Origin of the sequence: Robiginitalea biformata HTCC2501 (assembly GCF_000024125.1) — a bacterium.
In the GTDB taxonomy this organism is placed as follows: Bacteria; Bacteroidota; Bacteroidia; order Flavobacteriales; family Flavobacteriaceae; genus Robiginitalea; species Robiginitalea biformata.
Map to the genome: position 1 here is coordinate 462921 of NC_013222.1, position 21634 is coordinate 484554.

Annotated in this window: 14 protein-coding genes; 4 read left to right on the plus strand and 10 right to left on the minus strand. The window is 55.9% G+C overall.

The window, feature by feature from the left end; genetic code table 11:
- The first annotated feature begins 64 nt into the window (after positions 1 to 64).
- From RB2501_RS02085 to RB2501_RS02100, 4 genes are all read left to right on the plus strand, one after another.
- Positions 65 to 352, plus strand: coding sequence for a hypothetical protein (locus RB2501_RS02085; protein ID WP_015753065.1), 288 nt, complete (start codon positions 65 to 67; stop codon positions 350 to 352).
- Between the two features lie 618 nt (positions 353 to 970).
- A complete protein-coding gene (locus RB2501_RS02090; protein ID WP_015753066.1) occupies positions 971 to 1369 on the plus strand; it encodes a hypothetical protein in 399 nt (132 codons plus the stop codon).
- An 80-nt stretch (positions 1370 to 1449) separates the two neighbouring features.
- Complete coding sequence (locus RB2501_RS02095; RefSeq protein ID WP_015753067.1) at positions 1450 to 5781, plus strand: CusA/CzcA family heavy metal efflux RND transporter; 4332 nt, start codon at positions 1450 to 1452, stop codon at positions 5779 to 5781.
- A gap of 1 nt (position 5782) precedes the next feature.
- Complete coding sequence (locus RB2501_RS02100; RefSeq protein WP_041326904.1) at positions 5783 to 6991, plus strand: efflux RND transporter periplasmic adaptor subunit; 1209 nt, start codon at positions 5783 to 5785, stop codon at positions 6989 to 6991.
- Positions 6992 to 7004: 13 nt separating this feature from the next.
- Here the strand turns inward: RB2501_RS02100 and RB2501_RS02105 are convergent, their stop codons facing one another.
- The 10 genes from RB2501_RS02105 to nosZ all read right to left on the minus strand — a co-directional run bounded on the left by RB2501_RS02105 (position 7005) and on the right by nosZ (position 21617).
- Complete coding sequence (locus RB2501_RS02105; protein ID WP_015753069.1) at positions 7005 to 9479, minus strand: penicillin acylase family protein; 2475 nt, start codon at positions 9477 to 9479, stop codon at positions 7005 to 7007.
- Between the two features lies 1 nt (position 9480).
- A complete protein-coding gene (locus tag RB2501_RS02110) occupies positions 9481 to 11562 on the minus strand; it encodes an acylase (protein ID WP_015753070.1) in 2082 nt (693 codons plus the stop codon).
- 49 nt (positions 11563 to 11611) lie between these two features.
- Positions 11612 to 12130 (minus strand): PepSY-associated TM helix domain-containing protein, encoded by a 519-nt coding sequence (locus RB2501_RS02115; protein ID WP_015753071.1) that lies wholly within the window; start codon positions 12128 to 12130, stop codon positions 11612 to 11614.
- Between the two features lie 219 nt (positions 12131 to 12349).
- Complete coding sequence (locus RB2501_RS02120) at positions 12350 to 15598, minus strand: WD40/YVTN/BNR-like repeat-containing protein (protein ID WP_015753072.1); 3249 nt, start codon at positions 15596 to 15598, stop codon at positions 12350 to 12352.
- Between the two features lie 91 nt (positions 15599 to 15689).
- Positions 15690 to 16472 carry an ABC transporter permease gene (locus RB2501_RS02125; RefSeq protein ID WP_015753073.1) on the minus strand — a complete coding sequence of 261 codons (783 nt, stop codon included), beginning with the start codon at positions 16470 to 16472 and terminating at the stop codon, positions 15690 to 15692.
- Positions 16465 to 17175 carry an ABC transporter ATP-binding protein gene (locus tag RB2501_RS02130; RefSeq protein ID WP_015753074.1) on the minus strand — a complete coding sequence of 237 codons (711 nt, stop codon included), beginning with the start codon at positions 17173 to 17175 and terminating at the stop codon, positions 16465 to 16467. The genes RB2501_RS02125 and RB2501_RS02130 overlap by 8 nt, the downstream gene beginning before the upstream one ends.
- Positions 17172 to 18356 carry a nitrous oxide reductase family maturation protein NosD gene (locus RB2501_RS02135; protein ID WP_015753075.1) on the minus strand — a complete coding sequence of 395 codons (1185 nt, stop codon included), beginning with the start codon at positions 18354 to 18356 and terminating at the stop codon, positions 17172 to 17174. Before RB2501_RS02135 ends, RB2501_RS02130 begins: the two co-directional genes overlap by 4 nt.
- Before the next feature lie 92 nt (positions 18357 to 18448).
- Positions 18449 to 18919: a nitrous oxide reductase accessory protein NosL gene (locus RB2501_RS02140; RefSeq protein WP_238528094.1), complete on the minus strand. Its 471-nt coding sequence runs from the start codon at positions 18917 to 18919 to the stop codon at positions 18449 to 18451.
- Between the two features lie 18 nt (positions 18920 to 18937).
- The gene (locus RB2501_RS02145; RefSeq protein WP_015753077.1) at positions 18938 to 19552 is read right to left on the minus strand and encodes a hypothetical protein; all 615 of its coding nucleotides are present in this window, start codon (positions 19550 to 19552) and stop codon (positions 18938 to 18940) included.
- 106 nt (positions 19553 to 19658) lie between these two features.
- A complete protein-coding gene (nosZ, locus tag RB2501_RS02150; protein WP_015753078.1) occupies positions 19659 to 21617 on the minus strand; it encodes a Sec-dependent nitrous-oxide reductase in 1959 nt (652 codons plus the stop codon).
- Between the last annotated feature and the right edge of the window lie 17 nt (positions 21618 to 21634).

The following is a 21634-nucleotide window of genomic DNA, read 5'->3' on the forward strand; positions in this document are numbered from 1 at the left end:
TTTCTTCCCGAATTACATCAATCGAGGCACGGCTTTTGGGGTAATTTTGAAAAAAAAGAATCCTATGACCTATGAGTTCTATTCCGGTTTGATTGTCGGGATCATCAGCGGGGTTTGCCTGTTGATCCTGTTGCGGACCTTGTTCAGCCGCGCAAAGGCTACAGACAGGGCCTCAGAGTCCCCGGGACGCGACCGGGACCAACAGGTCCAGCCATTTATCCCGATGAACCATCGCCAAATAAACTATTTCCAGGGCGGGGAAGACGCTTCCGTATCGCGGATCAAGGAAAAACTCCGGCAGTTTAAAATCCGCAATGGTTTCTATATGGAAGCGGATGAGTCCAATTGGTAGCGGGCCACGCTCCCTGCCCGGGATACCGGCAGCTACTGAGCCACCGGACAGCCGGGGCACAACGATTCACCAGATATAAAATAAAAGCCCGCCATTTCTGGCGGGCATTTTTTATGCATTTTATTTTCCGGCTTTCGCACGAATCGTTACGGATCGTACTGCCGGTATACATTCATTTTATTACAATACCAATACGTAAAGGAGTAAAGAGGATAACCAGAGCAGGAAATAAACGGCTGGCTTTTTTAACTGTTCCATAGTTATTCTATCATTGGGTTCCTCCACAAATTATAAATCTTCGGCCGGCCGGGTTGTTGAAATCCGTTCAAAAGGTTGCACTATTCGATAAACGGTTCAATACCATGCCCGGGCGGGTCGATTCAGCCCATAAAAAAAGAAGGAGCAGCACGCGACCGTTCCTTCTTTTTGTTGCCAGGCGGGCTGCCGGCCAGCCCGGCTTATGATTTTCCCCACTCAAAGCCTTGCCACACCGGTTTTCCAAACCTGGAGTCGCAAACTAATTCAAATAAACCGCCTCCCTGATCGCTATTAAAACGGAAAACGGTTTTTTAAACCGGACAAGGCTTTTAGTGGAAGAATTCGTACCTTGTAGAGGTTATGATGCGCCTTTTTGCCATATCCATGTCCGCCCTGATGCTCCTGCAAAGCTTCCATGTAACGGTATCGGACCTGGTGCAGCTCGACGAACTGCTTGAGCACGCGCAATATCACCGGCAGCAATTCGGGGACAATTTTTTCGTATTCCTCTCCAAACACTATGGAGCTGAAAAAGAGGAGCACAGCCGGGAGCACCAGGAAGAGCAACCCCAGCACGAGCAATTGCCGTTCCAGCAATTGGCACACCTAAGCGGCGCGCACACCTTCATCCTTCGCAAACCTGCTTTTGAATTTGGCTGGCTTCCTGAATCGCCCGCACAAAAACCGAATTTCCACTATATCCCACTGCGGTCTACCCCTTTCCAATCCGGGGTTTTCCAGCCACCGCGACAAGCTTAATCACATTTTTTCAAACCATTTGAAGACCGGACACCCACCAGGGTGGCCCCGGATATTTGTTTGATTCTCACCCTTGTGATATGCTCAACAACATCATTGATTTCAGTATTAAAAATAAATTCCTGGTCCTCTTGTTTACGGGCGCCCTGGCCGCTACCGGCCTGTACTCCCTGACACGGCTATCCGTGGGCGCCGTTCCGGACGTGACCAACAACCAGGTGCAGGTGATTACCACTTCCCGCAATTTGTCTACTCAGGACATGGAGCGCTTTATCACCTATCCGGTGGAGCTCGAAATGGCCAACTTGCCAGGCGTTGAAGAAATACGATCCGTTTCCAAATTCGGGCTTTCCGTAGTTACCATCGTTTTTGAGGACCGTCTGGGCACCTACCTGCCCCGACAGCTGATCGCGGAAAAGCTCAATGCCGCCGCCGACCGGATTCCCGAGGGATTCGGGACACCCACGATGGGCCCCATCAGTACCGGATTAGGAGAAATATACCAGTACATCCTGGATGTAGAACCCGAATTCAGGGACCGCTACACAGCTACAGAACTCCGGACGATCCAGGATTGGATCATCAAACGACAACTTTCGGGTATCCCCGGGGTGGTGGAGGTCAATACCTGGGGCGGAAACCTGAAGCAATACGAAGTTGCCGTCAATTCGGACCGGCTCATGGCCATGGGGGTAACGGTATCCGACCTGGTGGATGCCCTGGAGGGGAACAACGGGATCGCAGGGGGCAGTTACATTGAAAAAGGCAACCAGGCGTATTTTATCAGGGGGGAAGGCCTGATCGGTTCCCTGGAGGACATACGGAATACCGTCGTCAAAACTATCGACGGGATCCCGCTCTATGTTCGGGATGTTGCCCAGGTAGGCTTTGGGCGGGCGCCGCGATTCGGAGCGATTACCGGCAACGGGGAAGGCGAGAAGGTCCTCGGGCAGGTAATGATGCTCAAAGGGGCCAATTCCAAAGAGGTTATCCAGGCCGTCAAGGAACGGGTGGCCTCTATCTCCAGGTCGCTGCCAAAAGGGGTGTATATCAATGCCTTCCTAGACCGCAGCGAGCTCATCGCCCGCACTACGTCCACCGTAGTGGAAAACCTGGTCCTGGGGTGCCTGATCGTCATTTTCGTCGTGGTCCTGTTGTTGGGGAATTTCCGGTCCGGGCTTATTGTCGCCTCGGTCATCCCCCTGTCCCTATTATTCGGTATCTCCCTGATGCACCTATTCGGGGTGGATGCCAACCTGATGAGCCTGGGGGCCATTGATTTCGGCATCATTATCGACGGGGCCGTTATCATTGTGGAATATATCGCCTATCGATTATCCAGGCGTTTACCCGGCAGCGCTGAGGGGGGTGGGGAACCGCTGAACATCCGGCGGGACAGAATCACGCGGGAAGGCGCTTCCAAAATGATGACTTCGGCGATTTTCGGACAATTGATCATCCTTATCGTATTTATACCTATCCTGGCATTGAGCGGGGTGGAAGGGAAAATGTTCCGTCCGATGGCCCTCGCTTTCAGCTTTACGCTGATCGGCGCTATAATCCTTTGCTTTACCTACGTCCCTGTTATGTCCTCCCTGATCCTCAAACCAGTGGACCCGGATCGCCGGACGTTCCCGAACCGGATGATGACGCGCCTGAAACACTGGTACGGCCGGGCTCTTGGCTGGGCTTTCCGGCGCAAGCGCATGGTTATCAGCGCGGCGGGCGCTTGCCTGTTGCTAGCACTTGGTTTATTCGCTATCATGGGCGCAGAATTCGTGCCCACCCTGGACGAAGGGGATTTTGTCATTCAACCCGTCCTGAAAACAGGTACCAGCCTCCAGAAAACCATCGAGACGACCACGCGAATTGAAAATATCCTGCTGGAGGAGTTCCCGGAAGTGGAGCAGGTTGTTACCCGGATTGGCGCGGCAGAAGTTCCCACTGATCCCATGAGTATGGAGGAAAGCGATGTGATCATTACCCTGAAACCCCGCAGCGAGTGGGTATCGGCCACCAGCAAGGATGGCCTGGCCGCCCGGTTCAAGGAGGCACTCGCAGTGATTCCCGGTCTGGAGGTGGAATTCACCCAGCCTATTGAAATGCGTTTTAATGAATTGATAACCGGGGTACGGGCGGATATTGCTGTCAAGGTGTTCGGGGAAGACCTGAATCAACTGGCCCGTCTGGGCGATCGCATCAAAACCCTGGCAGAGACGGTCCCCGGGGCTGCCGATATTGTCGTGGAAAAAATCGAAGGGCTCCCGCAATTGAACATCTCCTACGATCGGGAGCGCATTGCGCGATACGGTCTGAACATCCGGGAAATCAACCAAACGCTTTCGCTCGCCTATGCCGGCAGGCCCGTAGGCCAGGTTTACGAAGGCGAACGCCGATTCGACCTGGTCCTTCGCCTGGAGGAAGGCCATCGAGGCCGCCTGGAGGAAGTCGGGCAACTCTTTATCGACCTGCCCGGAGGCGGGAAGGTACCCTTATCCGAAGTCGCCCGGGTGGAATTGCAGGAAGGGGCTGCAAAAATCTCCCGGGATGACACCCGTCGGCGGATGGTGGTCGGGATCAATGTGCGAAACCGGGACCTGCAATCCGTGGTGGATGATATACGCGGGCTTGTAGAGGAGAAAATCGACCTCCCCCCCGGATATAGTATCACCTACGGCGGGCAGTTCGAAAACCTCCGCAGTGCCAAATCGCGTTTGGCTGTCGCCGTGCCCATTGCCCTGTTGCTTATTTTCATCATGCTCTATTTTGCCTTCGGGTCTGCTCAGGACGCACTGATGATCTTCTCGGCCATCCCGTTGTCGGCAGTGGGCGGTGTATTCCTGCTCTGGCTACGCGGGATGCCTTTCAGCATCTCCGCCGGAGTGGGTTTTATCGCACTCTTCGGCATCGCCGTCCTCAACGGGATCGTTATGATAGAGCACTTTAAGGAATTAATGAAAAAAGGGGGTGAAAACCTGGAGGCCTTGATCCGGCGGGGCGCAACCGACCGGCTTCGGGCCGTTCTGCTGACAGCCTCTGCGGCTGCCCTCGGATTCCTGCCTATGGCTGTTTCAACCAATGCAGGTGCCGAGGTTCAAAGGCCGCTGGCAACCGTGGTAATCGGCGGGCTGGTGAGTGCAACGCTATTGACGCTGATTGTCCTACCGGTACTCTACAGCCTGTTTTCCAGGAAAGACAAGAAGGTGGGATTCCCGCTTCCCCGCGGCGGGAAACTTCCGGGGGTGCTCATGCTACTGGTACTGTCCGGGCCCCTTCAGGCGCAGGACCTCGGGATATCCCTGGACAGTCTCCTGGCCCGGGCGGAAAAGAACAACAGCAGGCTCCGGGCGGCCGACCTGCGGCGGGAAACGGCAGAAGCCCTGAGGGGTACGGCGTTTACCCTGGATAAGGCGGAATTGTTCTACAGTCGCGACCAGAACAACCTGGCCAATGGCGTCCCCCTGGATGTAATCGGGATCCGGCAGCGCTTTGAATTCCCTACCGTTTACACAGCCAAACGGAATGCCCTCCGCTATGAAGCGGCAATGGCAAACAATTCCTATGAATCTGAAAAACGGGACCTCTATCTTCAGATCAGCAGCCTGTACAACAGCTATGTGATCGCACGTGAAAAGTTGCGCATTTACCGGCAACTCGACACCCTCTACTCCCGTTTCGCCCGGGCAGCGGACCGGCGGTTTGAGCTCGGGGCCACCAACTACCTGGAAAAAGTAACAGCCCGGTCCAAGCAGCAGCAGATCCGGTTGGAACTGCAGGCAGCCAGGACCCGCGCCAGCAAACTCGAGTCGGAAATCCGGCTTCAGGTGCAGGACGACAGCCTGCCGCCCCTGGAAGCCCCGCCGCCGATGGAACTGGTGGCCGCACCGCCGGATATATCCCAAATCCCAGAAATCCGAAACTTCCAAAATCGGCTTGCCGCTCAAAAATACACCCGGAAACTTGAAGCAAACCGCCTGTTACCCGACCTGAGCGCAGAATACTTCCGGGGGACCAACGAGGTGACGAAAAATGCCTTTGAGGGGTATTTGCTGGGAGTCAGTATCCCCGTATTCTTTGGGGGGCAGGCCTCCAGAATCCGTGCTGCCCGCCTGGCGGAATCGGCCATTATCGAGGATCAGAAAGCTTACTCCCTTGGGCTGGATACCAGGCAGGAGCAATTGCAGGAACAGCTGCAACAGGAACGTCAGGCTCTTTCTTACTATAAGGAAGAAGGCAACCAACTGGCAACTGCCATCATGGAGGCCGCTGAGGCCGGGTTCCACAATGGGGAAATCGATTTTTTCAGGTATATCGAGAGCCTGGAAAACAGCTATGGGATCCGACTGGACTACCTGGACCAATTGGAATCCTATAACCAAAGCATTCTCAACATTAATTTTATCAAATACTGATATGTTTACACCTGGAATTTTATATCGAATCGGGATGCTCCTGTTGGCCGTTGGGCTCGGCGCCTGCAATTCCCGGGAAAACCCTGCCGGTAATCTGGCAGATAGAGAACCGGCCGGGGATATCGTCCTGATCAGCCCGGAACAATTTGATGGAAACGGCATGCAACTGGGGCATCCTCAGATGCGAAATTTTGCGGAAATACTGGAAGTTAGCGGTACTATCGACGTCCCCCCGGAAAACCGGGCCGTCGTCAGCGCGGTACGGGGCGGGTTTGTCAAATCCATCTCCCTGCTCGTGGGTGACCGCGTCCGGAAGGGACAGCGGATTGCGGCCCTGGAAAATCCTGAATTTTTACAACTCCAACAGGATTACCTGGAAACCCGGGAACAATTGCCGTACAAAAAGGCCGAATACCGCCGGCAAAAAACACTCTACGGGGAAAAAATCAGCTCGGAAAAAAGTTATCTGCAGGCAGAAAGCGATTACAAAACCGCCCTGGCGCGGTTGGGGGGCCTGGGCAGCCAGTTGAAACTCCTGAATTTTGACCCGGAAACCCTGGAGCCCGGCAACCTGCGTGCCGAAAGCCAGGTGTACGCCCCAATTGCCGGTTCCGTCACCCAGGTAAACGTAATCAAAGGAGCTTTTGTATCCCAGGCCACGGAGATAGTCGAGATCGTCGACGATGACCATATTCACCTGGAGTTGACTGTTTATGAAAAGGATATCGGCAAATTACGGATCGGGCAGCCTATCCGGTTCAGCCTCCCGGAACAATCCGGGCAGCAGTACAATGCCGAAGTCTATCTGATCGGTACGTCAATCGGGCCGGACCGGACCGTTAAAGTTCATGCACACCTGGCAGAAGCGACCGGGGCAAACCTCCTGGTAGGGATGTTCGTCCGGGCACAAATTGAACTGGGTGATCCGGGCACCGGCGAAAACTCCGGCAGCACCTCCGTGACCGGTGCCCGGGACAACGCGTCCCCTTCGGCCATGCTGTCCCTCCCGGAGGGAGCGGTGGTCACCCAGGGCGGCCAATCCTACATCCTGGTCCTGGAGGAGCAGCGGGAGGATGGCTACCGGATGCGGCAAATCCCGATATCCACAGGCCAGAAGGCCCGGGGGTTTGTTGCTGTAACCGGGGACGGCCTCAGTAGAGAAACCACGGTCCTGGTCCGCGGGGCGTTTAGCCTGATAGCCGCACCTTAAAAATCGGCTGGCGCTATTCCGGCTGCAGGACCATCCGGGCATCCGCATGCTTCAGGATGGAATCCCTTGAGTAATACAGGGGAAAATATTGGTCCCTGGCCCAGGCCTCAAACAAATTGCCGTAATACGGGCTGTCCGGGTCGCCGGACTGGCCCGGGCTGTTCATGGCGCGGGCCCGGTCCCAGTCCCCTACCGGGACCACCAGGCGGAATGTGGCCCCGCTGCTTTGGTTCATGTTGTTACCGGTAGACCCCGGCGTGTACCCGTTGCCGCCCCGCGGCAGGGGCCCGAGGTCCAGGGATTCCCGGCGGTCGGGCAACAAGCCGCTCAGCGGGTGGCGGATGGTAATGTGTTTCAGCTTCGGCTGCCCGTACTGCCATTGGGACATATCGGCTCCCAGGCGCTGTTCCAGACCCTCAACGGCCGATTCAAACGCCTCTTTGAGGAAAGCACTCCGGGCAGACGGGTTGCCGAAGCGCTGCCCCGGTTCCCGAACCCACTGCAGGATACGCTCCAGTTGCAGGCTCCCGATATGCGGTTTTGCGGCCTCCGGGACAAATTGCTCATGCGCTGCTTCGCGGATCCGGTTTTCCCAGGCCACATAGATGGCCGCTGCCACCGATTCCGGCTCCAATCGGTAATCCCAGCCGGACAACTGCTCCCGGGCCTCAGCAGCGCGCCCGCTGAACTCCATCCCCTGCAGATATGGAGTGAGTTCCCGGGCAGGCAGTGACAGGTAATCGGTCTGCAGGGCCTGCATTTCTTTGAGGTCGAGCGGTTTCTCCCTGCCGAGCACCTCCTCAATCCGGTCACCCCGGAAGGGGTCCGACCAGGAATATCCAACGGCATCCCACCGGTCATACTCCGGGGGGGACACGTTCTGATTGGCCGTGGCGATAAAATCTTTATCCGGGTTCAACGCATGGGGCTTCTCCACAATGGGCAAATAGCCGTCCCACTCGTGGGAGCCGTCCCCGGGCACGGGCACCAAACCGGAAAAATTTGGCCGGATCGGGGCAATGCCCACCGCCTGCCAGCCGATGTTGCCCGCCGTGTCCGCCCAGACCATGTTTTCCCCGGGAATATGGCTGTAATTGCAGGCTTCCCGGAATTCCTCCCAGGAACGCGCCTGGTCCATCCTGAGCGACGCCAGGTAGGGTGCCCCCCCGGGCTCCAGCCAGGCGCACCGCATCGCGTAGGCCTTGTTCCGCAACGTATCCTGGAAGAGGACCGGCCCGTGACGTGTATATTTCAGCGTCACATCCTCAGCCTCGCGGCCTTTCACGGGGATGGATTCGCGGATGGTTTCCATTTCTTCCCAACCCTCCCGATACCGGTAGCGGTCCGGGTCCTCCGGGTCCGTATCATAGACGTAGATGTCCTCCCCGTCCGTCCTGAATACAGTCAGGCCCCAGGCCCCATGGGGGTTGTGGCCGATAGACACCCCTGGGATCTCCGGCTCGCCACCGCCGATCACATCCCAGCCAGGCGCCACCAGGTGGACCATATAGCGCAGGGATGGCACACTGATCCGGCGATGGGGGTCATTGGCCATTACCGGGTGGCCGCTGGCCGTGCGTTCCCCTGCAACCACCCAGTTGTTGCTGCCAATCGACAGGCTGTCGGACACAGGCAGTGCAGGTTTATCAGCTGCAGTCAGGAGGTCTGGGGTATCCGGATTACCCATGAGGTTTTCAAGCGCTACGCTACTACCCGGGAAGCCAGGGTCCATGTCCTCCGGCTCAAAGCGAACCGGCTTGCGGTAGGCATTGTAAAGTTTCAAAATGTCTTCGGAAAGGGACTCCGCATCAATGCCGTCCGCCAATTCCAGGTCCGGTTCTTTCGGGTGAAACCAGAGGAGGGATTTCACGGCCTCCTCCCCGATGGCCGCCACCGCCCGTCCAATAGCCAGTTCCTCGTCGCTGTTGCCCAGGAGCCCCTGATGGCGGGAGATCACCACATCCGGGGTCCACTTTCCGGGCAGGATTCCCAGAGCCCGGAACTCCAAGGGCAGGGATTCGGGATGGGCCAGCGCCTCCTCGATATAGGCATTGACCCCGTCGGTATACGCCCGGATGATGGCCGAACCCCGTGGGTGGTATACGCCAAAGTCCTCCTCCAGGTCGCCCCGATAGGCAAACAACCGCGTCCCGATATCCCGTTGGAGTTCCCGTTCGCCCAGGATTTCGGCTACCGTCCCGGTGGCCTGCCGCCGCCAGATTTCAAACTGGAACAGCCGGTCTCGGGCGGCCAGGTAGCCCTGGGCAAAAAACAGGTCGTGTTCGTTCTTCGCGTAAATATGGTTGATGCCGTACGGGTCGCGGATTACCTCGACGTTCTCCTGGATCCCGGGAATCGTGGGGCCTGCCTCCCGCTCCTGCCGGCAGGCTGTAAGGGTTGCCATCAGGAGCACCGCGCCAACGACAGGTTGCAAGGCTTTCAGTAGGCGCCGGTAAGCAAGTCGGGGGGAATTCGGTAATTTTTCCATGTTATTCGGTAGCACTTTTTGGTTGGATTTCTTCCAGTTTTTCAACTCTGGCGGTGTTGGACTCAATGGCCGAATCTGTAAACCAGGCGTCCCGGAATTCCTTGCGGGAAAAGAGCTCGAGCTGGTCCCCGAAGTGCGGGGATCCCGGCTGGGTGGCATTTCCGTAACTCAGCAGCACCTTGGCCCGGACGGAATCCGCAAATTCAATCACCCCGACCCAGGAATCGCCCCCACCCACGTACAGGTGGTCTTCGTCCCCGGATCCCGGCCATGCAACGCGGAATACCCCCAGGGAACCGTCCGTGCCGTTGGCGGGCAAATCCTTCCCATTGTAATTGATCCGGTAGTAGTCGCCCCAGGGCACCTCCAGGGTGCCGTATTTCCCGGTGATTTCTTCTGCGCTTGCTTCGAGCAGTTGTACGGCCCGCGCCGGGTCCGCCAGGCCATCCGGGGTGGTAGTGGGGGCTTCTTCATCCCAGGCAACCGCATAGTTGGAACCCCTGTAGGGCCCGAACTTCTGCGCCCAGTTAAAAAACAACAGGGTACCCGTACTCTCCGCATCGGCTGTCCGGTCCCAGGCCTCCAAATGGTCCATTGCGGCCCGGGCCCCATCCGAACCCAGGCTGTCTACCGCCCGGGCCAGGTCGTCTAAAATCCGGTCCGCAAATTCCAACCGGGTAGAGAGCTTGTACTCCTGGAGTTCCTCAAAAGTGACGGATTCATCCTCGAGCAGCATACGGGCCGAACGCTGGGGCCGGAAAGGCATGTAGCGCGGGGCCATATACCCCGGGTAGTCGTCCGGGTTGAGGGTCATGGGGATCGTACTGGTCCAGGGGGGATCGTTTGCGTTTTGCAACCAGCCATTGGCCGGGTTTTTGACCTTGGGCAAATCCTCATAGGGGTGCACCTCGGTCCAGATATCCGCGCTCTTTCCCCCGGGCACTACCCGGTCCCAATACGCCCAGGCATCCTGTCCGCGTTGGGGCACCAACCCGTTGAACAGGTAAAAGATATCCCCGAAGCGATCGGCGTACATTACATTCCAGAACGGGATTTGCGCCATCTGCAAGGCATTCTCGAATTCCTCCAGATTGCTGCTGTTGATCATCCGCCACCACTGTAAAAACATATTGGGCCGGTCCATCCCAACCATCCGGATGGTCAGGGCCTTGTCGTCGCCACGCTTCACGACGGGACCGTGCTCCGTCCGGAAAAGGGGTAGTTCCACATCCGACAGGCTGCCATCTTCCTGCCGAACCCGGATGGTGGTTGCGGATTCCTGAAAAGGCGTAGGTTCACCATCCAGGAGGTACCCGCCTTCGGTCAGTTCCACCTCGTAGAGATCCGAATTGTCGATGGTATTGTCCGTATGGCTCCAGCCGAGGTTTTCATTAAACCCAATCGCGATGCCCGGGAACCCTACCAGGGTAGTCCCGTACATGCGCCTGCCTTCCAGGATCAAATTCGATTCAAAAAACAGGAATTCCCCGAACCAGGGCAGGTGCGGGTTCTGGACGAGCATCGCATTCCCGGAAGCCGACCGGGACGGGCCAACGGCATACGTATTGGAACCCATATCCGGCCATCGCTGGACCCTGCCGAGGTCCGAGCCGCCGATAAAACGGGTAAAGACCACGTACATACTATGCATATTGACATCCTTGGGGGTAATAGGCAGCACCTCACGGTTTTCCGGTTGGATGGCCTCGGGATGGGCCTCCGCATAAGCATTCATCCCCCGGACAAAAGCTGCGTAAATCTCCCGGAGCTCCGGGTCCTGGGAGTCGGCCCACTCCTCTGCCAGGACATCGAACCCCATGGTCCGGATGAGCTGGTCGTCGGCCAGTTTGGAGGGACCCCAGTACTCGGCCCCCCTCCCGCGGGAAGTCCCGTAGAGTTTCAGGATATGGTTGGCGTGGTTGTGCATCTGGGCCCAGCCCTGCATAAAGAAGAGGTCCTCCTGGTTGGAGGCGTAGATGTGGGGCACCCCGTAGGTGTCCCAGACAATGCGCGCCTCCTGACCTTCCTGTTCACAGGAAATCAGGCAGACACTGGCAATCAGGCAAAAAAAGAATCGTTTCATTCGGGTTGGTTTTTCCTAAAGATAGGAAAATTGCCCCGCTGGAACGGTGTCAGACAAATAGCAGGATGACCGTCAACAGGAAACCGGCACCCGCAAAATAGAGCCCTTTTTTGAATACGGGTGCCCCGGGCATGAACATCCAAAAGGCAGATATCGAGAAAAATAACAGGGCGACGCCAAAGAAGATTCCCAGCCAAAAAAGCGGGTTGCCGGAATGCATTTTATGGAGGTTGTTCATTTTTTCCAGGACCACCGGCAGCCGCTTCTCGGTGTACCGGGCTTCACCGGTTGCCACATTATAGCTGCCTCCCTGGAAGTAGATCATATCTCCTTCCGTCCGTTCAACCTCAAACCCCCGTCGCCTCAGGGCAGACCCGAGTTCCTCCCCTTCCAGGCCGGTCGGCAGGTTCGTGTTGACCTGCACATCGCTTTTCATATAATCCGTATTGCGGAATGTAAGGACGATACCGCTGATAGCGTAAACGGCCATGATCCCCGCCAGGAAAAAGCCGAGGTAACGGTGGAATACCCGGAATTGGTTGCTGATTTTTCGGTTGTTGAATTGCATGGAAAGGCTGTTTTTTTTAAGGCTCCGGGCCCACCCCGGCGCGTATTTTCGTCAATTTAGACACGGCAATCCCTCAATGGTTTAATGCGGCAACACCGATAAGCGACCAACGGCCTTTAATCCTGTCCTTTTATATATGGCGGGTGGACTGTTCACTCAACAACCGGGTGATAGAAAGAGATCCCACAGGTGGCCAGGGCCTCCTGCGGGAATCTCAATTCAATCCCTCCCCTTGATATACGGCGCGCCGGCCGCCTCCAATTTCCGCTCCAGGGCAGGCACCATCTGGTCGGCAATCCGGTTTACCTGCGGCTCCAGTTCCCCGAGCATGTCCCGGGCTGTGTCCAGGCTTTGCCGGTGCATGGCTGTGGGGCCGTACGTGGTGTTCATCCCGCGGTAGGCAGTCACGAAGAAATTCTGGACGGAGGGTGGGTTCCGCTCCCCGATCTCATCCCGGGCCGGGCTGCCCTCTGTTTTTATCTGGAGCTCCCGGATGGCTTCCCGCAATTCCTGCACTTCACCCGCCAGGCCGGCCGGGGAGGCCGGGGTTTGCTCCAGGGCCTTCTCAAAGCCCTTGAGGGATGTTTCGGCCTGTTCAAAACGGTCCCGGAGGACTTCCATCCGCCGTTGCACTTCCGCCAGGTCCCGGCGGTAGGTGTTGTAGTTGTCGTAATCCATGCCTCCCAGGACACCTTCGCGGATTGGCTTTACTTCAAACGACACCCCTTCATCCAGTACTGTAACCTCACCTTCCTTTTCCAGGGAGAGGCTGGCGGTATAGTTGCCAGGCGTGGCCAGCGGGCCCCTGCTGAACCAGCCCCGGGAATCGCGCTCCGGATCGATGGCCCCGGTACTTGCGTGGCGGAGGTCCCAGGCAATGCGGTGGGTCCCCTGGGATGCTTTTTGCTGGATATGGCGGATTACGTTCCCCTGGCTGTCACGGATGGTAAGCCAGACCCGGGCGGGCTGTTCGCTGTTCTCCTCATCGAGGGCCGCATAGCCGGGGAAGGGGATGTCCGCCTTTTTCTCATTGGCCGCTTTTTCTGCTTTTTGCCGCGCTTCTTTGGCAGTTGTGAATTCATCGGCCAGGTGATAGGTGAATACCGCCCCAAACTCCGGGTTCTCAGCCAGGTAGAAATCGGCACCGGTGTTCCCGAGTTCGCTTCGGGGCACATACCATTTGGCGGGTCGCGGGGCAAACAACTTGCCGCGGGCCGAAAGGTTTTCAGGGGTCATCTCCCGCAGCGCGCTATAGTCGTCAAGGACAAAAAATCCCCGCCCGAATGAGGCTGCCACCAGGTCGTTCTCCCGTTTCTGGATGGCCAGGTCGCGGAATCCCATGTTTGGGGTCCCGGGCAGTTTCTGCCAGTTGCTCCCTCCGTCCAGGGAGGTGTATACCCCGAACTCCGTGGCGGCAAACAGCAGGCTGGGGTTAACGTGGTCCTGGACGAGCCTCCAGACGAGGGTCCGCTCTGGGAGGTCCGCCGCGATGGACGTCCAGGACTGCCCCCGGTCTGTGCTCTTGAACAGGTAGGGGTTGAAATCGCCTTCCTTGTGGTTGTCCAGGGCCACATAAACCGTATTGGCGTCGTGGAGGTCTGCCTTGATGTCGTTCACAAAACTCCGGGCCGGGAGGCCGAGGCGCGTTACCGGGATGCGGTCCCAGGAACCGCCCCCGTCGCTGCTTACAGCGATGTACCCGTCATCCGTCCCCGCATAGAGCAACCCTTCCTGTACGGGGGATTCGCTCAGGGAAGTGATCGTGTTGTAATTGGACATGGCCCCGACGTCCCAGGCGTTGTCCCAGGATTGCTGCCGGCCCATGATGGGCAGTTCCAGGCGCTCCTCGTTGCGGGTGAGGTCGCCGGATATCGGCGTCCAGGAATCCCCGCGGTTCTCCGATTTCCAGACGCGGTAGGAGGCAAAATACAGCCGGGCCGGGTTGTGGGGGGAAACCACGATAGGTGCATCCCAGTTAAAGCGCTCATGCGGGTCTCCGGGCCCGGGCTGCGGCTGGATGTACACCTGTTCCCCTGTGGTCAGGTCTACCCGGTGCAGGCCGCCCTGTTGGGTTTCTGCATAGATGATGTTGTTGTACTCAGGGTCCGTGGCGGACTGGTGCCCGTCGGCGCCCAGGGTCTTATACCAGTGCCGGTTGGCAATCCCCTCCTCTTCGTCCGTAGCCGAAGGACCACCGGCCGAGCCATTGTCCTGGGTCCCGCCAAAGATGTGGTAGAAAGGCTCCGCGTTGTTGACGGCCACCTTATAGAACTGGGTGAGCGGGAGGTTTTTGTGGTACCTCCAGGTCTCCGCCAGGTCAAAGCTTTCATAGATGCCGGCATCCGTCCCAATCATCAGGTAATCCGGGTCGTCTTTTTTGAATGCCATGGCGTGGTTGTCCGAGTGCTTGTCCTCCTCTTTCAGCTGCGTAAAGGTCTTCCCGCCGTCTTCGGAGGTGAGTACGCGGACGTTCATCAGGTAGAGCCGGTCGAACTTATGCGGGCTCGCATAGAGCTCCTGGTAGTAGTGCGGCCCGGTGCCGCCGGACACCGTGTTGGACATCTTCTTCCAGGACGCCCCCCGGTCTGCCGAGCGGTACACCGCCCCCTGGGTGCGGTCCAGTTCGATGGCCGCGTAGAGTACATCCGGGTCCTGGGGCGAGATGGCCAGGCCAATTTTCCCCATATTCGACTTGGGCAAACCCGAGGTGAGTTCCTCCCAGGTCTCCCCCCCGTCGGTGGATTTATGGATCCCCGTCCCCGGGCCACCGCCCATCAGGGCAGCTACCGTCCGGTGACGGTCCCAGGTAGCCGCGTAGAGTACCTGCGGGTCGCGCGGGTCGATAAGCAGGTCTGTGGCCCCGGTCCACTCCGCATTGCCGAGCACGCGGTTCCAGGTGGCGCCCCCGTCCGTGGTTTTGTACACCCCGCGTTCGCCCCTTTTGCTCCAGAGCGGTCCCTGGGCGGCCACCCAGACCACATCGGAATTGTCCGGGTGGACGATAATTTTAGAGATATGCTCCGTCTGCTTCAACCCGAGGTTTTCCCAGGAAGCGCCGCCGTCCTTGGACCGGTAGATCCCGTCCCCGTAGGCCACGTGGCGACCCCCGACGTTTTCGCCCGTACCTACCCAGATAATGGCCGGGTTTTGCGGGTCCAGGGTTAAACACCCTGTGGAATACGATGCCTGTTCGTCAAAGAGCGGTGTCCAGGTAGTGCCGGCATTCTCTGTTTTCCATACCCCGCCGGATCCGACGGCCACATACCAGGTATCGTCATCCTCCGGGTGGATGGCGAGGTCGGCAATCCGGCCGGAAAGGAAAGCCGGGCCCACATTCCGGAATTTAAAGGCCTGGAGTGGTAGCTTTTTTTCCTCGACGGCGTTTTTCGATTTGTTGCGTTGCGCATGGGTCGGCATCCCCTGGAGCAGCAGGAACGCGCCCAGGAGCAGTAGGAAGGTGTGTCTCATTTTCTTTGTGTGTTTTTCAGCTGCCTAAAAATAACAATTACAGGCGACTTTACTGCCTTGGTCCCGGCCAGGATCCCACCGCGAGCTATTATTAAAAGTCTTTCTTCTTCGCCTTTCTGTACAGGCTCCAAACCGGCAGGAGCGTCCATAGGATCAATACGGCTCCGGAAATCAGGAACCCCAGCTGCGTCCCCAGGAATTTCTTGAATACAGCTCCCGTGTAGCCGAGCAAAGCCGAAATATCGAGCTCGAGGAGAATGAGGATACGCGACAGGTCTATCGGGTTGAAAACCGTGGCGGCAAGGGAAAAGGAATCCAGCGGATACTCTTCAAAGGCGATCAGCGCGAGCAGGAACAACCCATCGTAAATAACAGCCATAAACAACCATAGGAGGACGGCGTAACCAAAACCTTTGATCTTGTTTTCATTAAAAATCGCAATATTGAAAGCCAATCCTGCGAAAATAAAGGTGAGAAATGCGCCGATGAGGATCAAAAGGGCAAAGTTCACAATGACCCCGCTTTGGAATAGGCCATACAACACAAAAGGCAGGCCCAAGCCGAGGACAAGGCTCAGGGTAAGGGAACCCGCCACACCCAGGAACTGCCCGAGGAATATGGAGGATCGTTTCAGGGGCTGGGCCAGGAGCAGCTCGGTGAATTCACGTGAATTGTAAAAGTACATGACCCCGAAAATTGTGGCGATGAGCGGGACTAAAATAATGATGATGTTCATCAGGGTAATCACCGCCTTGGAAAGGTCGTTGTTCAGGAACAACAACACGGATCCGAGCAGCAGGTAAAACAGGAAGTACACATAACTCCAACGGCTGCGCATCAGGTCGTAAAAGCTGTATTTGAGGATTTTAAGCATGTTGTTTCTCACTGGTTATGGCCGCAATGGCGTGTTCCAGGTCATGTTGACCTGTTTTTTCCAATAGTCCCGAAAGGGTTCCGGTGTAATAGATCTTTCCTTCCAACAGGTACACCACCTGGTCGGCAATCTCCTCCACGAATTGCATAATGTGGGTCGTGATCAGGAAGGTCTTTCCAGCCTCCCGCTCTTTCCGGATCAAATTTTTCAGGGCGATCATGGCAGTCGGGTCCAGGCCGGAGGTGGGTTCATCCAGGATAATCACCGGACTGTCGAACATAAAGGTCAGCACCAGATTGACCTTTTGCTTGGTACCGCCGGAGAGGTTGGCCAGTTTTTTATCCAGGAAGGGTTCCAGGCCAAACAGCTCAATGAGGGACACTTCATCCCCGGGTTTTTTCCGCAGGTCCTTGATCATTCCTATGAGTTCCTTCACCCGGATGTTCCCTGGAAAATTGGCGATCTGGGGCAGGTAGTTGATCTCTTCCCGGTATTTCCACTGGTTTTTTACCTTTTGCCCCTTCACCCGGATATCGCCCTTATTGGGGATTACCAGCCCCAAAACACATTTGATAAGGGTGGTTTTCCCCGAACCATTCGGACCCAGGACCGCATAGATGCCGCCTTCAGGAATCTGGAGGTCCACCCCTTTGAGCACTTCATTTTTGGCAAATCGCTTGTGGACGTTATCTATTTGGATCATTTGATTATGCGCATTTGTGGTTGGTTGTCCGCCAGGTTGTCCGGGGTAAATACCGGCGACACCCTTTCGGAAAAATCGATCAGGTCCATAAACAGGCTCCTCAACAGGATCAGGGTCTCCGGGGTACGGTTTACAATATATGAGAACAGTTTTACAGGCCGATGTGGCACATCGCCCACCCCATTCTTGTCCAGGTCATACCCGGAGTAGTTGCTCCAGTAGTTCCCTTCAAAGCTGTTGTCGTTTACATTGCTGTTGTAGGATAGGTCAAAGGAATTGTACAGGAAATTATTGCGGTGGAAGTTGTTGGAATAGCAGGCGCCCAAAACCCGGATGGCCCAGCCGTTACTGACAAAATTGTTTCCCTCATAGGTGATCCGGTTAGACCCTTCTATATTGATCCCCACGGTATTCTCCTCAAAAAGGTTGCCGATGATCTCCGCATCGTTGATCTCCTTCAGCAACATCCCGTAGGCAGCCGTCCCCCAATTTTTGCGGAACCGATTCCCGGTCATCCGGATTCGTTTGGAGAACATCACGGCTACCCCGGCCCCGTTGTTTTCAAACAGATTGTCCGAATAGACATTGTCGTTGGAAAACATAAAATGGAGCCCGTAGCGGAGGTTCTTCCTGCTTGAATTCCCCCGGATGCGAATCGTATCCGAAAATTCAAGGTAGATCCCGTCCCGAACCCCCTCTATCCGGTTTTCGGATACTTCCACATTGTTGGAATACCAGAGCTGGATGCCATTGCCGGAATTATATTCGTCGACGGCATCGCCGGAAATTTGGTTTCCCCTTACCACCCCGCCCCGGGATTTTTCCAGGTAGATACCAAAGAACAAATTCTCAAACCGATTGTCTTCAATCGCAAAACCTTCACTCTGGACCACCCGGATGGCGGCGTGGTCCGAGGTGTAGCTCACCCCTACATTGCGAATCGCAAACCCTTGAATACGGACATCGTCAGCTACCACACGGATCACCTCCCCCTGTTCCTCCCCGTCGATTATGGGGTATCCCTCTCCTATCAGCGACAGGGGTTTATCCACCAGGATATTGTATTCCCTGTAGTACCCTTTCCCGATCAGCAGTGTATCATAGGGTTCGGCCAGGCGAATGCCCTCCCGTATGGAAGTTACCCGGCAATCTTTGCATACATCAATGGTGCGGGCGCTCATCGCGTCGATTCCCACAGCGAATACTAGTAAAAAAGCAAAGGTGGCACGTAAGAGGTCCGCTTTCATATGGTTCCGCCCTTTTCGGGTTTTGTTTAATCTTTAAAGCGGTTGTTGATTTCTTGCCAGGTATACACGTCGCCTCCGTGTTTTATCTGGGCCTCCACCGCCTGTGCTTCGTTTTCAAATGCCGTCAGGTATTCCCCCATCGGGCTGGGTATGCCTTTACTGACCAGGTAGGAAGCCTGGGTTGCGTCCAGGAGCTCCCCCGGCCGGGGATAGGTGTTGACCAGAAACAAGGATACAGATTGGGCCTCCACCTCCCGGAGGTGATTCATCATGCATTCCACGGCGTCAAACTTAAACACTTTGCCCTTATTGGTAACTATTTCGGCCCCGTGTTGCTGGTCCACGATGGCCATCCTGCAGAACTGGCAGGCATCTGCGCCGTAGTCTATGGGTTCGGGCGCTACCTTACAACCCGCTGCAAGGGCAATCAGCAGCCCGGAAAACATCACGGTCCTGGGCAACCGGGCAAAAATTCTCAGGGAAAATCCAGTAGTCATCTCAATTCTTTTTTGGGTTTATTCGGTTTTTTTGGAAGACTTCCAGCCCAGGTAGCCGGCCAGCAGGGTCATGGTCATCCCTACAAACATCATCCAGGCGCCGGGTGCCGGCAGGGAGGTGACGTCAAAATTGAGCATTTTGACATGACCGAACAGGGGTGGCTTATAGGTCATGGGTGTACCGTCGGGATTCTCCAGTTTCATAATCGCATTGGGGTCGAGGTTGGTCCCGTAGTCGACCATCCAGTTATTAAAATCGTACATGCCCATAATCCCGAGTACAGACATCAGCAGGAACCAGCCAAAAAACCATCGATACCCGACCTTTTTGAAATACCCCAGCACGCCCACAATTATACCGAGGACTATCATGGCCCCCACAATAATTGGAAAGGCACTGAACTCCCACATATCTTCGTCTTTGGGCAGGGTCCTCATACCGATGTAGTGATTCAGACCATCGATGTTCTGGATATCAAATTCGCTAACACCCCTGATCCCGTTGATATGTATATTCATCCCAAGGGGTTCCGGGTATTGGGGAGCCCCCAGCATGATGTTCCAGAGGGGCAGGAAATACAATCCCAACAGGAAGAGCGGCCCCAGAATCATAAGTGTACTTGCTTTTTTCATGGTGTCTGTAATTGCGTTGCGTATGCTGATCAATAGAAAAAGCGGGCAGGTTTTCACACAGCCCGCTTTCCCCAAAAGAACCAACAAATTAAGGCAGGGACCCGGTTTATTCTCCTAACGACCAGGACAATTCCAGGTTCGAATTGGCCGGGGATACCCTTACGTACCCCTGCATTTCCTGGTGCAGGGCCGAACAGAAGTCCGTACAGTAGAAGGGCCATACCCCTACCTGCTTCGGTTCCCAGACAATGGTTTTCGTCTGCCCCGGCATGATCAGGATCTCCGAGGTGTTGGCGCCGATGACAGCAAAGCCATGGGGCACGTCAAAATCCTGTTCGTGATTCGTCATGTGGAAATACACCCGGTCACCGACCTTGATCCCCTCGATGTTGTCCGGGGTAAAGTGGCTTCGAATGGTGGACATGTAAATATGTACGTCACGGCCATCCCGTTCCACCCTGGCATCGGCAGGAGATTTAATCCCATAAGGGTGATTGTTCTCATCCAGGCGGTAGATTTTCTTGGAATTTTCCCGCAACAGATCCGCCGGGCATCCAGCGGCATAGTGCGGTTCCCCGTGTGTCGGGAAGTCGTAGATCAACTCCATTTTCTCACCTGAGATATCGTATATCTGGGCAGAGTGCTCCATTTCGGGCCCTGTGGGCAGATATCGGTCCTTGGTGATCTTGTTCATCGCCACTACGTATTTGCCAAAGGGCTTACGCGAGTTCCCTCCGGGAATCATCAGGTGGCCAACAGAATAAAAGGTGGGCTTCCGGTCTATCACTTCCCAGGAGCCTAATTTCCACTTCACGACCTCAGAGGAGATAAAGAAAGTGGTGTAAGCATTGCCATCGGCGTCAAATTCGGTGTGGAGCGGGCCGAGGCCACCGCTTTTAACCGTGCCGGCCAGGACATCCTCGAACTTCAGGATCGGGATGCCGTAGGCTTCCCCGTCGAACTTTTCCCCCTCGATGGCGGCAATCATTCTGTCAAAGGAATGCACAGTCAGGTCGGCAGAGAGTTTCCCGTTGCCGATGATGTACTCCCCTGACGGGTCTACGTCACACCCATGGGGGGATTTTGGAGTCGGCAAAAAGAAGATTGCCCCGGGGACTTCGGCAGGATTTACGGTCAGCACTTCCTTCTCCATGGTTGTGGTGGCCATATGCGTGCTCTCGTCGTAAACATTGTGGGCGTAGTTTGCCGGCATTTTGGTGCCTCCGCCGTTATTTACATATTCCTCGATTTTCTTCCAGTTGATGGCAGCGATGAAATCCTTGTCATTCTGGGAGGAATTCACCTCCTGCAGCGTGCTGGCTTCTTCCGTGTTGTAGGTGGTGAAGAAGAACCAGCCATGGGATTTCCCGCGGCCGGGGTGGGATAAATCGTAGTTGAATCCGGGCATCAGCAGCTGGAATTTGATATCCATATGCCCGTGTTCCTGATCTACCGTAATAAACGTCAGGGCACCTTTAAAGTTCCCTTTGTATTCATTGATGGGCATATCCCGTTGCGGGACGGGAACTGAAAACCGGGTTCCGGCAACCACGTATTCCGTGTTTTCCGTAATAAAGGAAGAACTGTGGTTCCCCGCACTATTGGGCACCTCGATGATTTCTTCGGTTTCGAAGGTGCTCAGACTTACCCTAGCGATCCTGGGGGTATTGTTTCCGTTGATAAAAATCCAGCGACCGTCCAGTTCCCCATTGGTTTGGGAGATATCCGGGTGGTGAGCGTCATCCCATGGCACAAAACCGTAGGAGGTGTTGAGCATGGGCTTGGTTTCTTCGGAATACCCGTAACCGGAGGTCGGGAATTGGGAAAAAACCGGGATTTCCTTGAACATCCTCCCCGAAGGAAGGCCGTAAACTGTCAGGTTTCCACTGTAACCCCCGGAAAGGAACGCGTAATATTCATCCTGTTCCCCCGGAGCTACGTATACCTTTTCCGCGGCACTTGATGTGAGGGCCCCGTTAGAAGACCCGCCGCCCTGATTGCACCCGGAAAACAGCAGGGCTGCCCCGGAAAGGGTTATTCCAATGATTGATTTAATATGTTTCATGATGCAAATTCTATTTA

What these genes read in the sequence shown, in the direction of transcription:
- RB2501_RS02085 (WP_015753065.1), top strand. Translation starts at nt 65, where the DNA reads ATGACCTATGAGTTCTATTCCGGTTTGATTGTCGGGATCATCAGCGGG.
- RB2501_RS02090 (WP_015753066.1), top strand. Translation starts at nt 971, where the DNA reads ATGATGCGCCTTTTTGCCATATCCATGTCCGCCCTGATGCTCCTGCAA.
- RB2501_RS02095 (WP_015753067.1), top strand. Translation starts at nt 1,450, where the DNA reads ATGCTCAACAACATCATTGATTTCAGTATTAAAAATAAATTCCTGGTC.
- RB2501_RS02100 (WP_041326904.1), top strand. Translation starts at nt 5,783, where the DNA reads ATGTTTACACCTGGAATTTTATATCGAATCGGGATGCTCCTGTTGGCC.
- RB2501_RS02105 (WP_015753069.1), bottom strand. Translation starts at nt 9,479, where the DNA reads ATGGAAAAATTACCGAATTCCCCCCGACTTGCTTACCGGCGCCTACTG.
- RB2501_RS02110 (WP_015753070.1), bottom strand. Translation starts at nt 11,562, where the DNA reads ATGAAACGATTCTTTTTTTGCCTGATTGCCAGTGTCTGCCTGATTTCC.
- RB2501_RS02115 (WP_015753071.1), bottom strand. Translation starts at nt 12,130, where the DNA reads ATGCAATTCAACAACCGAAAAATCAGCAACCAATTCCGGGTATTCCAC.
- RB2501_RS02120 (WP_015753072.1), bottom strand. Translation starts at nt 15,598, where the DNA reads ATGAGACACACCTTCCTACTGCTCCTGGGCGCGTTCCTGCTGCTCCAG.
- RB2501_RS02125 (WP_015753073.1), bottom strand. Translation starts at nt 16,472, where the DNA reads ATGCTTAAAATCCTCAAATACAGCTTTTACGACCTGATGCGCAGCCGT.
- RB2501_RS02130 (WP_015753074.1), bottom strand. Translation starts at nt 17,175, where the DNA reads ATGATCCAAATAGATAACGTCCACAAGCGATTTGCCAAAAATGAAGTG.
- RB2501_RS02135 (WP_015753075.1), bottom strand. Translation starts at nt 18,356, where the DNA reads ATGAGCGCCCGCACCATTGATGTATGCAAAGATTGCCGGGTAACTTCC.
- RB2501_RS02140 (WP_238528094.1), bottom strand. Translation starts at nt 18,919, where the DNA reads ATGACTACTGGATTTTCCCTGAGAATTTTTGCCCGGTTGCCCAGGACC.
- RB2501_RS02145 (WP_015753077.1), bottom strand. Translation starts at nt 19,552, where the DNA reads ATGAAAAAAGCAAGTACACTTATGATTCTGGGGCCGCTCTTCCTGTTG.
- nosZ (WP_015753078.1), bottom strand. Translation starts at nt 21,617, where the DNA reads ATGAAACATATTAAATCAATCATTGGAATAACCCTTTCCGGGGCAGCC.